This is a genomic window from Pseudomonas sp. BF-R-01, from assembly GCF_019946615.1.
Lineage (GTDB): Bacteria > Pseudomonadota > Gammaproteobacteria > Pseudomonadales > Pseudomonadaceae > Aquipseudomonas > Aquipseudomonas migulae.
Window position 1 is genome coordinate 19,810 of record NZ_JAGYFX010000075.1, and the last position, 9,907, is coordinate 29,716.

Consider the following 9,907-nt stretch of genomic DNA (forward strand, 5'->3'; position numbering starts at 1 on the left):
TAGCGGGCCTAGAATAAACGCTCACTTTACCGGGTTGTGTGCTCATGCCTCCTGAATGTCAGCTTTTCGGCACCCTTGGGTGCCATCTCTGCGAAGTGGCCGAAGCCATAGTGATGGAATTTGTCGAGCACGGTCTGCTGGTCGAGCTGGTGGATATCGCTGACGATGAATCATGGTTCGAAGCCTACAGCCTGCGAATTCCGGTGTTACGGCGAGTCGATACCGGCGCTGAGCTGGGTTGGCCATTCAGTGCCGACCAGGTCGTGGCGTTCCTGCGCTGACCTCGACATTTTTCTCGATTCCCATCTGTCGCTGTTCTCGTTTCGGTCATTGGCGAAATGCAGGTTATTCGGTTACTGTATGTGCATACAGTTATTCCGGTCACCTGTCGTGTTCTCTTTATTGCGGATTCAGGCAGGTGATCCCGGAAGTCAGAGGGATGAATCTTGGTCAATGTCGAACAGTTGAAGAACAGCGTGAACCGGATGTCGGTGGACGTAGTGCGTGAGGCCGTCCACGAGTTGCGTCTGGATGGCCTGGTCACGGAAGGAAAAACACCGTTCAACAAGCTGCATTTCAATACCTGTTTCGCTGAAATCGAAGCACTGTTCCAGCGCGCGGGTTATCACCGGCAGCTGGACGTCGTGGGCTATCAGGGCTTGTTGTACGCACTTTACGATCCGGGTCGCTGGGAGGCGGTCGATGTGTTGCGCTGGCTCAAGGAATTCACTGAAGCGGCGGCGCGCACGCAGTCGATTCCGGCCTGAGGATTCTCTGCTAGGTTCGGTCCGGCCTCTGTTGGATAATGCCGCCCTGCATTGAGGGTCAGAACTTCCGTATGTCCACTTCATCTTTTTCTGCTGCGCACAGCCAGGCCAGTACGCTCTACTTGCCGCCTGGCCCGTGGCAGACCGTACTTGAATGCCTGTGCGAGCACTTCAGTGCCATCGGTCGCGAGCAATGGCTGGACCGAATCGCCCGTGGTCGCGTCCTCGACGGGCACGGTGCGCCAATCGCCCTTGATCTTCCTTACAAGGAAGGCCTGCGGATTCACTACTTTCGGGAAGTGCCGGACGAAAAGCCGATCCCTGTGGTCGAGTCGATTCTGTACGCGGACGAGCACCTGGTGGTGGCTGACAAGCCGCATTTCCTGCCTGTGACGCCAGCGGGTGAATATGTCGAGCAAACGCTGCTTCGACGGTTGATCCGTCGGCTGGATAACCCGCACCTGGTGCCGTTGCATCGCATTGATCGGCATACGGCGGGGCTGGTGCTGTTTTCAGCCAATCCTCAGAGCCGTTCCGCGTATCAGTCGTTGTTTCCAACGCGGCAGATCGAAAAGCGCTACGAGGCTATTGCCAGGGCATTGCCGGAACTGACCTTTCCCTTGGTCCACAAGAGTCGGCTCGTTGATGGCGAGCCTTTCTTTCGTATGCAAGAGGGGCCGGGCGCCAGCAATACCGAGACGGCCGTCGAGGTCAGGGAGAAGAACGGCGATCTCTGGCGATATGCGCTTTACCCGGTGACAGGCAAGAAGCATCAGTTGCGGGTGCACATGACGGCTTTGGGGGCCAGCATCTGCAATGACCCGTTCTATCCGCAAGTGCTCAAGGATGTCGAAGACGACTATGCCAATCCGTTGAAGTTGCTCGCACAAGGGCTTCGGTTTGTGGACCCGGTCACGGGTGAGGAAAGATACTTCGAAAGCGCTATCACCCTGCAATGGTGATGGCCGTTCTTCAGCCACGAAAAAGCCCGCATAAAGCGGGCTTTTCTGTATCCGGTTGGTGCCGCAAAGATTACAGCTCTTTGACGGTACGAACTTGATCCTTGTTGACGCGGGTTTGTTTGCCGTCCAACTGTTCAAATTCGTAGAAACCCGATTCTTTATCGTATTTTGGCGAGTCGACAGCCTGGATTTCGCGACCGTCATTCAAGGTGATCACTGCAGGCGATGCGCAACCGGCAAGGGTAGCGAGGCCGAGTGCGAGCATGAAAGCGGCGAGGGTCCGTTGAGTCATGAGTGTGTCTCCGAATATGAATTCTTTTGGTAACTGAGCTTGAGACGTTCGCGACACGTGCAAGTTCATTCTCGTGTCAGTCTGACACAGTGTTGTGGGCACTTAACAGTTCCGGTGTATTGAGGTTGGCCAGGCGAGGATCGTTGTCGGGGCACTGCAACGCCGTGGCGCCCAGTTTGCGCATGAGGCGCCCCGGGCTGCGTTCGCCGTCATTCCAGGCACTTTCGAACGCTTCTCGCAGGGCAACCGGAATGATGCACAGCAAGGGTTCCCAGTGTCCGTCATGGCGCAGCATCAGCGGTTTGTCCGGATGCTCGCTGGCGGTTTCGCGCATGCTGTGGAGCAGCGCGGCATCGATGCGCGGTACGTCACAAGGCAATACCAGCAGATACGCATGACGAGCGGCCTTCAGGCCTGCACGCATGCCAGCCAACGGACCGGGGAAATCGCCTTCGTCGTCATGGACCAACAGGTCGGCGTAGGGCGCATACTTTTCCAGGTTCCTGTTGCAGGAGATGATCAGGTCATCGCTCAGCGGACGGGTCTTGCGATGCAAATGCGCGATCAGTGGCTCGCCGTGCCACTCGATCAGCCCTTTGTCCTGGCCGCCCATGCGTTGGCCGCGCCCCCCTGCCAGGAGCAGAATGGAACAGGGTGGCAAATGTGTATTCGAGGTCATGGCAGGTCTCCATGGGGGCGGCGAAAAAAGGAGGCGCTGTGATATAACACCGGGCTGTTTCTCCTACAACTGGACGAGCCTATGAAAGCCAAGGCTGATGTACCTTTCGCACCGCTCAACATCGCGGTGCTGACTGTCAGCGATACCCGTACTCTGGAAACCGACACGTCAGGCCAGGTCTTCGTTGACCGCTTGATCGCTGCTGGCCATAACCTGGCCTCTCGGGTTCTGCTCAAAGATGACCTCTACAAAATCCGCGCGCAAGTCGCCAACTGGATTGCCGACGATGTGGTGCAGGTTGTCCTGATCACGGGTGGTACGGGGTTCACCGGGCGCGACAGCACGCCCGAAGCGGTGAGCTGCCTGCTGGACAAGCAGGTCGATGGATTTGGCGAGCTTTTCCGGCAGATATCGGTGGCGGATATTGGCTCCTCCACTGTTCAGTCCCGCGCCTTGGCCGGTTTGGCCAATGGCACGCTGGTCTGCTGCTTGCCCGGCTCGACCAACGCTGTGCGAACCGGTTGGGACGGTATTCTCGCTGAGCAACTGGATTCGCGGCACCGCCCATGCAATTTCGTGCCTCATCTGAAACAGGCGCAGCCCTGTGAATCCCGTGGGTAAGCCAGGCAAGACAGGCAGCCTGATGGCTGTCGAAGTCGCATTGGCGCGCTTGCTGGAAATGGCTGAAGCCACGCCGATTCGTGAGCGTGAGCGCCTGCCCCTGGCGCAGGTTGAGGGTCGTGTTCTGGCCGATGACCTGATCTCGACGCTTGATCTTCCTCCGTGGCCCAACAGTGCAATGGATGGTTATGCGTTGCGCGCGGCCGACTGGGCGGGAGAGCCGTTGGTGGTCAGCCAGAAGATTTTTGCAGGCAACGCTCCGCCGCCTTTGACGCCCGGCACCTGTGCGCGAATCTTCACCGGTGCGCCGGTTCCTGCTGGGGCCGACTGCGTCGAGATGCAGGAAAACGCCGAAATCCAGGCGGATGAACGAGTCCGTTTCACCGAAGCCCTGGCGCCAGGACAAAACATCCGGCCACAAGGCCAGGAAACTACCGTCGGTGAACTGATTCTGCCAGCCGGCACGCGGCTTGGGCCAATTGAGCAGGGCCTGGCTGCTTCACTGGGATGCGCAGAGCTGGAGGTGATTCGCAAAGTTCGCGTCGCCGTTTTGTCCACCGGTGATGAATTGGTTGAACCGGGTAAGCCGCTGGGACCTGGCCAGATCTACAACAGCAATCGTGTGTTGCTCTGCAGCTGGTTGCAGCGATTGGGTTGTGAGGTGATCGACGCCGGTATTCTTCCAGATGACCTCGAGACCACTCGTGCCCGTCTTGCCAGTTTGGCAAGCGTCGACCTGATCCTCTCGACCGGTGGCGTATCGGTGGGTGAGGCGGATTTTCTGGGCATTGCCTTGCGGGAGGAGGGCGAGCTGACATTGTGGAAACTCGCTATCAAACCGGGCAAACCGCTGACCTTCGGACATTTTCGAGGGGTTCCGGTTATTGGTTTACCCGGTAACCCGGCGTCGACCCTGGTGACCTTTGCCTTGTTGGCAAGGCCCTATCTATTACGCCGCCAAGGCGTAAAAGTGGTTGAGCCGCTGAAATTTCAGGTGCCGGCAGGGTTTAACTGGTCCAAAGCCGGCAGTCGACGCGAGTACTTGCGTGGACGTCTGGAAAACGGCCGGGCGATCATCTACAAAAATCAGAGTTCAGGTGTACTGCGCAGCGCAGCCTGGGCCGATGGTCTGGTTGAAGTGCTGGAGGATCGCACGCTAATTGAAGGTGACAGCGTGTATTTCATCCCGCTGAGCGAAGTTCTGGGCTGATACCTGCCTCACGCTGGCCATGCAAACCCGGTTGATCGAACCGGGTTTTGCGTTGATGGCTGACGCTTAATGCGCGACGAGTGCCACGACCTGGTCGAAACGACTGTTGGCGATCCAGCCCAGAAGGCCGAGCACCACGGCTGTGCCACCGGCTGAATAGGCAAGCCGGTGTTTGATCGACTTCACGTCACTGCGGACTTCATCCATGTCTCTTCGGATGTATTCGAGGTGAGTTTCCAGTTCGACGACGCGAGGTTCCATTTCGGCTTCTCCAGTGGATTTTGCGCTGTTATTGAATTCGGCTTGCTGTTTGGCCCGTCTTTCCGCGAGTGGTGCAACCGGGATGCCCGGTAACCTGATGTCATGGCTTTGCATGGTACGTCCCTGTAATTCCTGCTGATGACTGATAAACCGCAGCCACCAAGGTGTACCAATCAAACGGGTGGGTCAATTGAGCCGATTCCTCAGGTTTTGTAAGAAAAAATCCCGCCTTGTAGGACCTCAATCCCGGACTCCTTGAAATAATTCGGTTTCCTGCGACTTTTATGGTGCGCATCGCGGTCAACATCTCCCATACGGAATGCAAACATGGGGGTGATCACAATGAGCGAACGCAAGGCACTGTTGATTCTGCATGGCAAGCAGGCGCTCAACGAGGAGGTTCGTGCGGCGGTCGAGGGCAGGCGCGCAAAAGGTTGGGAGTTGGCTGTTCGATTGACCTGGGAGGCCGGCGACGCACGACGCCTGGTGGATGAGGCGCTGGCGGCGGGCTACAGGCAGATCATCGCTGGGGGCGGTGACGGAACGTTGCGTGATATTGCCGAAGCCATGGCTGCACAGTCGACGCAGGCCAGTCTGGTGCTGATGCCGTTGGGAACCGCCAACGATTTCGCGCGCGCTGCCGGTGTGCCTCTGGAACCCGCCCAAGCCTTGAATCTTCTGGAAACTGAACCGTGTGCCATCGACCTGGGAGAGGTCGGCGGGCAGGTGTTTCTGAACATGGCCACGGGCGGCTTCGGCAGTCAGGTCACGGCCAATACCTCAGAGGAATTAAAGAAAGTGCTTGGAGGTGCGGCCTACCTGTTCACGGGGTTGTCACGTTTCAGCGAGTTGCATGCGGCCTATGGCGAGCTGCATGGCCCGGATTTTCAGTGGAGTGGCGAGCTGCTGGCACTGGGCATCGGCAATGGCCGCCAGGCTGGCGGTGGTCACGTACTGTGCCCACAGGCGCTGGCGGATGACGGTCTGCTGGATATCAGTATTCTGCCTGCACCGCAGGAAGTGGTGGGTACGTTGAAAAGTTTGCTCTCCGACGGCTTCGGTATCGACAGCATGTTTGTGCGCGCCCGTCTGCCATGGGTCGAGATCAAGGTCTCGGAAGGTCTTTACATCAATCTCGATGGTGAACCACTGGAAGGCGACAGCTTGCGTTTCTCGGCGCGCCCGGCAGCACTGCGGGTGCACTTGCCCGAGGACTCGCCGCTGCTGAGCGTTCCGGCAATGATCAGTCGTCCAGACTGATGATTTGCTCGCGCACGGCGAACAGCACCAGGCCTGCCACGTCGTAAATCTGCAAGCGCTTCATGATTTGCGAGCGGTGGGTTTCGACCGTCTTGATACTCAAACCCAGGCCATTGGCGATTTCCCGGGTGGATTTTCCGCGAACAATCAGCCGCAGGATTTCCAGCTGACGTGCCGTCAGGTTGTGCGAGTCCGCGGGTTCCGGCTGATGTTTCTGGTTGCGGGTTAGCGCCTGGTTGATAACCGTATGGGCGATGGCCGGGCTCAGGTAGCGCTCGTTGTTGCGCAGGGCTTCCAGGGCATGTTCGAGTTCGGTGGCCGTGGTGTCCTTGAGCAGGTAACCGTGGGCGCCGGATTCCAGTGCCTGCATGATGAGCGCCGGGTCGGTGTGCATCGACAGAATCAGCACCTTGCTTTGCGGGCGCACGCGCTTGAGGCGCTGCAAGGCTTCAAGGCCACCGGTTTCCTTCATGGAAATATCCAGCAGCACGATGTCCGGGGACAGATGCTCGACCATTTCGAGCAGCTGCGAGCCGTCATTGGCCTCGCCGATGACGGCGTAGCCGGGAATATCCAGCACCAGAGCGCGCACGCCAGCCCTGATAAGCGAGTGGTCATCCACCAGAAGTAAGTTACAAGTCAACGCATAACCTTATTCGTACTGGCCCGTTCGAGCGCACGTGGCGCCCAGGGGAAGAGAGCTTCGATTTGAGTACCTTTGCCCGGTTCGCTGGTGACGGTCAATGTACCGCCCAGTTGATCGATACGTTCCGACATTCCGGCCATTCCGCGCTGGCCCTCACGACCCGGATCCGTCGCCGGCGCGAAACCCAGGCCGTCGTCGCTGATCAACAGCGTCAAGCCTTGAGGCTGGCGTTGCAGGCGGACCAACAGATTTTTCGCCTCGGCGTGGCGCAGTATGTTGGTCACCGCTTCCTGGGTGATTCGAAAGGCGGCCACCGCCATTTCTTCAGGGATGCCGGTCAAGCGTGAATGGCATTCCAGGCTCCAGTTCACCGTCGTATTGCCCAGTGTCTTGAGCAAATGCGCTCGCAGGCTGGCTTCCAGCCCCAGGCTGGTCAACTGTCTGGGGTTGAGGATGGCCGATACGTCACGTACTTTGGTCAGGGTTTCTTCCAGCGTGCCGCAGAGCACCGCGCATTGCTCTTGCAGTTCTTCGGGCATTCGGCGTTTGAGCCATTCACTTTGAAGTTTTGCCGCGGTCAATAACTGGCCAATATCGTCATGCAGTTCACGACTGAGCCGGTGGCGCTCGTTCTCCTGAACCTTCAATAAACGGTCGGCGAGCTCTTGAGGCTCGAACTTTATCGACTTGCGCGACAGGCGATGCTGCACCCAGACGCACGTCAGCGCTGCAATATTGAGCAGCAGCAGACTTAACGGCAAGCGTGTGGACAGGCCATAGATCAGCAGGCTGCCGAGCGCCGAGCAGGTACACAACAAAAGCGTGAACCGACGCGCGTTTACTCGGGAGGGGGGCCACATGGTGATTGACTTGAGGCTGGCGTACATAACGGATGGAGCCAATGGATGTTCGCTGCGGGCAGACCGGTCTAATGGACTGACGGGTCTCTGTCTGAGTCACTCTGCCATTAATTGACGTCAACTAATGGTCGGCATAATACCACTTAACATACCGTTGGTCGCGTTCGGTATATATGTCTATAGAGTCAGGAAATAAAGGTTTTGGACGATAGTTCCACAATGGAAAAGTTTATCGGCAGGAAGGGAATAGTTACTTGTATCGGGCTGTCGTTGACAGGCATGAAATATTCAATTGCGACATGAGCGTGATCAAGTTACAGAGCGACATCTTGGCAATATGAATACAAACCACGGAGTAATTATCGGGTGAAATTAAGCCTGCCGTTCCGTAAAGGAAACGAGCCGGAACGGTTTGGAATTAACCGGTGGCTGAAACTGGTTTTGCCCGACCTGGTAGGCAAAGGCTTCGATCAATGAGGTTTGTTCACTGTCGTCGAGGCTGAGTTGGCCGGTGGTCTGATCGATCAGTTCGAGTTGCCAGGCCATCAATGTGAAGCAGTCTTTCAACGCATCCAGCGCCTGAGCATGCAGGTCGACGTGGTTTTGGGCATGGTTCAGCAGGCCATGAATGTGCAGCGAAAACTCCGAAACGGCGACCAGGGCGAGGGCGTCGGCCTTGTTGGCCAGCTTGAGCAGGGTACTGAGCATGCATTCGATGGCGTCCTTGTCATTGCTGATCAGTTGCAAATGACTCAGGCACTCCTCGGATTTGGCCAGGAGTGTTTCAGCTTCGGCGAGGAACTCCGGGAACCGCTTGGCCCAGTCGTTACGGTCGTTCGGCATGCTTATCTCCACAACGTCATGTCAAATGAGGGAATGTCGTGTGTGTCAGCGAGAATGATCTGCGCCATGGCGTTGCCGTGCCGTCGTGAGATCGCGCTCCAGCCGGGCTGTCTGCAGGCGGAGGAGTTCAAGAGGGTGGATGGCCACTGACCTGCGATCGCACACAAAAGCCTGACTCCGTTCATGCAATGAGAATGGCGTCACATTAATGGCTATTGGATATTGCGAATATCAGGTTGGGCCTGATTGTTACTAGGGGAATCCCTTACGCACGGGAACCTAATGGACGAAACAGGGTCGCGCCGCAGGGAGTGAAGCAGATGAAGTGATGGCGCCAGTAAAGCATGATGTTAATGTGACATCAATGCCTGAGCGTGGCATTTTGCATCGGGGTCAAGGTCCTGAAAAAACAGCCGATAACCCTCTTTAGTGAATTCATCAGAACAAGTACCAGGAGTCATTGATGGCCGGCATTCTCGACACGGTAGACCAACGCACGCAACTGGTGGGTGAGAATCGCCTGGAAATTCTCATGTTCCGCCTGGCTGGGCGGCAATTGTTCGCGATCAACGTTTTCAAAGTGCAGGAAGTGCTGCAACTGCCGAAACTGACCCTGATGCCCCAGCGCCATCCGTTTGTCTGCGGCGTGGTCAACCTGCGTGGCCAGACGTTGCCGGTGATCGACCTGTCCCAGGCCATCGGCATGCGTCCGCTGGTGCCGAGCCCTACCAGCACGATCATCGTCACCGAGTATAACCGCTCCGTGCAGGCTTTCCTGGTTGGCGGTGTGGACCGCATCGTCAACATGAACTGGGAAGCCATTCTGCCGCCGCCGACCAGCGCCGGCCGTCAGCATTACCTGACTGCCATCAGCAAGGTCGATGATCAGTTGGTGGAGATTATCGACGTCGAGAAAGTCCTCGCCGAAATCGTTCCGTACAACGCCAAGGTATCCCGCGACAAACTCGACGATCCAATACTGGAGCGCGCCCGTGGCCGTGAAGTGCTGCTGGTGGACGACTCCAACGTGGCGCTCTCGCAGTTGCGCGACACCCTCGGCCAGTTGGGCGTGAAGATGCACATCGCCAGCGATGGCTTGAAAGCGCTGAACATGCTCAAGGGCTGGGCGGATACCGGCGTTAACATGACCGACAAATTGCTGATGATCTTCACCGACGCCGAGATGCCGGAAATGGACGGCTATCGCCTGACCACCGAGATCCGTAACGATCCGCGTCTGCGCGGCCTCTACGTGGTTCTGCACACCTCGTTGTCCGGCAGTTTCAACGACTCGATGGTCAAGAAGGTTGGTTGTGACAACTTCCTCTCCAAATTCCAGCCGGACAAACTGGTCGATGTGGTGCGTCAGCGCCTGATGCTCGACGAAGTGCCTGCCTGATCACGATGTAAAGGCTGCACTCTGCTTACCTGTGGGAGCGGGCTTGCTCGCGAAGGCGGTTTAACATCTGTCTCCTATACACATCTGACGCTGCCGACGACGGAGAG

General features: G+C 57.4%; 13 protein-coding genes. 7 read left to right on the top strand and 6 right to left on the bottom strand.

Annotated features, from left to right (window positions below):
* Positions 1–44: 44 nt before the first annotated feature.
* From KGB27_RS22795 to KGB27_RS22805, 3 genes are all read left to right on the top strand, one after another.
* The gene (locus KGB27_RS22795) at positions 45–281 is read left to right on the top strand and encodes a glutaredoxin family protein (protein ID WP_207285760.1); all 237 of its coding nucleotides are present in this window, start codon (positions 45–47) and stop codon (positions 279–281) included.
* A gap of 165 nt (positions 282–446) precedes the next feature.
* Positions 447–767 carry a hypothetical protein gene (locus tag KGB27_RS22800; RefSeq protein WP_008030323.1) on the top strand — a complete coding sequence of 107 codons (321 nt, stop codon included), beginning with the start codon at positions 447–449 and terminating at the stop codon, positions 765–767.
* A 71-nt stretch (positions 768–838) separates the two neighbouring features.
* Positions 839–1,729 (top strand): pseudouridine synthase, encoded by an 891-nt coding sequence (locus KGB27_RS22805; RefSeq protein ID WP_223556458.1) that lies wholly within the window; start codon positions 839–841, stop codon positions 1,727–1,729.
* A 70-nt stretch (positions 1,730–1,799) separates the two neighbouring features.
* Here the strand turns inward: KGB27_RS22805 and KGB27_RS22810 are convergent, their stop codons facing one another.
* Both KGB27_RS22810 and mobA read right to left on the bottom strand, forming a co-directional pair.
* Positions 1,800–2,021: a YgdI/YgdR family lipoprotein gene (locus KGB27_RS22810; RefSeq protein ID WP_008030318.1), complete on the bottom strand. Its 222-nt coding sequence runs from the start codon at positions 2,019–2,021 to the stop codon at positions 1,800–1,802.
* Positions 2,022–2,097: 76 nt separating this feature from the next.
* Positions 2,098–2,700, bottom strand: a complete 603-nt coding sequence (gene mobA, locus KGB27_RS22815; protein WP_223556460.1) for a molybdenum cofactor guanylyltransferase MobA — start codon at positions 2,698–2,700, stop codon at positions 2,098–2,100.
* 81 nt (positions 2,701–2,781) lie between these two features.
* On the opposite strand from mobA, the gene moaB reads away from it, so the two are divergent.
* Both moaB and glp read left to right on the top strand, forming a co-directional pair.
* On the top strand, positions 2,782–3,321 hold the full coding sequence (gene moaB, locus KGB27_RS22820) for a molybdenum cofactor biosynthesis protein B (RefSeq protein WP_008030315.1): 540 nt from the start codon (positions 2,782–2,784) through the stop codon (positions 3,319–3,321).
* A gap of 22 nt (positions 3,322–3,343) precedes the next feature.
* Positions 3,344–4,531, top strand: a complete 1,188-nt coding sequence (glp, locus tag KGB27_RS22825; RefSeq protein ID WP_223556462.1) for a gephyrin-like molybdotransferase Glp — start codon at positions 3,344–3,346, stop codon at positions 4,529–4,531.
* A 66-nt stretch (positions 4,532–4,597) separates the two neighbouring features.
* On the opposite strand, the gene KGB27_RS22830 is transcribed toward glp, so the two are convergent.
* Positions 4,598–4,906: a hypothetical protein gene (locus KGB27_RS22830; protein WP_223556464.1), complete on the bottom strand. Its 309-nt coding sequence runs from the start codon at positions 4,904–4,906 to the stop codon at positions 4,598–4,600.
* Between the two features lie 228 nt (positions 4,907–5,134).
* Between KGB27_RS22830 and yegS the strand changes: the two genes are divergently transcribed.
* Positions 5,135–6,052 carry a lipid kinase YegS gene (yegS, locus tag KGB27_RS22835; protein WP_223556466.1) on the top strand — a complete coding sequence of 306 codons (918 nt, stop codon included), beginning with the start codon at positions 5,135–5,137 and terminating at the stop codon, positions 6,050–6,052.
* Here the strand turns inward: yegS and KGB27_RS22840 are convergent.
* The 3 genes from KGB27_RS22840 to KGB27_RS22850 all read right to left on the bottom strand — a co-directional run bounded on the left by KGB27_RS22840 (position 6,036) and on the right by KGB27_RS22850 (position 8,401).
* Positions 6,036–6,695 carry a response regulator transcription factor gene (locus KGB27_RS22840; protein WP_032828800.1) on the bottom strand — a complete coding sequence of 220 codons (660 nt, stop codon included), beginning with the start codon at positions 6,693–6,695 and terminating at the stop codon, positions 6,036–6,038. The two genes, yegS and KGB27_RS22840, sit on opposite strands and share 17 nt — an antisense overlap.
* Positions 6,692–7,585 carry a sensor histidine kinase gene (locus KGB27_RS22845; protein ID WP_192227965.1) on the bottom strand — a complete coding sequence of 298 codons (894 nt, stop codon included), beginning with the start codon at positions 7,583–7,585 and terminating at the stop codon, positions 6,692–6,694. Before KGB27_RS22845 ends, KGB27_RS22840 begins: the two co-directional genes overlap by 4 nt.
* Before the next feature lie 345 nt (positions 7,586–7,930).
* Entirely contained in the window at positions 7,931–8,401 is a 471-nt protein-coding gene (locus tag KGB27_RS22850; protein WP_008044399.1) for a hypothetical protein, read from the bottom strand.
* 463 nt (positions 8,402–8,864) lie between these two features.
* Between KGB27_RS22850 and KGB27_RS22855 the strand changes: the two genes are divergently transcribed.
* Positions 8,865–9,800, top strand: a complete 936-nt coding sequence (locus KGB27_RS22855; protein ID WP_008044401.1) for a chemotaxis protein CheV — start codon at positions 8,865–8,867, stop codon at positions 9,798–9,800.
* The last annotated feature ends 107 nt before the right edge of the window (positions 9,801–9,907 follow it).

Coding starts and splice junctions, on each gene's coding strand:
- KGB27_RS22855 (WP_008044401.1), top strand. CDS start 8,865: ATGGCCGGCATTCTCGACACGGTAGACCAACGCACGCAACTGGTGGGT.
- KGB27_RS22850 (WP_008044399.1), bottom strand. CDS start 8,401: ATGCCGAACGACCGTAACGACTGGGCCAAGCGGTTCCCGGAGTTCCTC.
- mobA (WP_223556460.1), bottom strand. CDS start 2,700: ATGACCTCGAATACACATTTGCCACCCTGTTCCATTCTGCTCCTGGCA.
- glp (WP_223556462.1), top strand. CDS start 3,344: ATGGCTGTCGAAGTCGCATTGGCGCGCTTGCTGGAAATGGCTGAAGCC.
- KGB27_RS22795 (WP_207285760.1), top strand. CDS start 45: ATGCCTCCTGAATGTCAGCTTTTCGGCACCCTTGGGTGCCATCTCTGC.
- moaB (WP_008030315.1), top strand. CDS start 2,782: ATGAAAGCCAAGGCTGATGTACCTTTCGCACCGCTCAACATCGCGGTG.
- KGB27_RS22845 (WP_192227965.1), bottom strand. CDS start 7,585: ATGTACGCCAGCCTCAAGTCAATCACCATGTGGCCCCCCTCCCGAGTA.
- KGB27_RS22830 (WP_223556464.1), bottom strand. CDS start 4,906: ATGCAAAGCCATGACATCAGGTTACCGGGCATCCCGGTTGCACCACTC.
- yegS (WP_223556466.1), top strand. CDS start 5,135: ATGAGCGAACGCAAGGCACTGTTGATTCTGCATGGCAAGCAGGCGCTC.
- KGB27_RS22805 (WP_223556458.1), top strand. CDS start 839: ATGTCCACTTCATCTTTTTCTGCTGCGCACAGCCAGGCCAGTACGCTC.
- KGB27_RS22810 (WP_008030318.1), bottom strand. CDS start 2,021: ATGACTCAACGGACCCTCGCCGCTTTCATGCTCGCACTCGGCCTCGCT.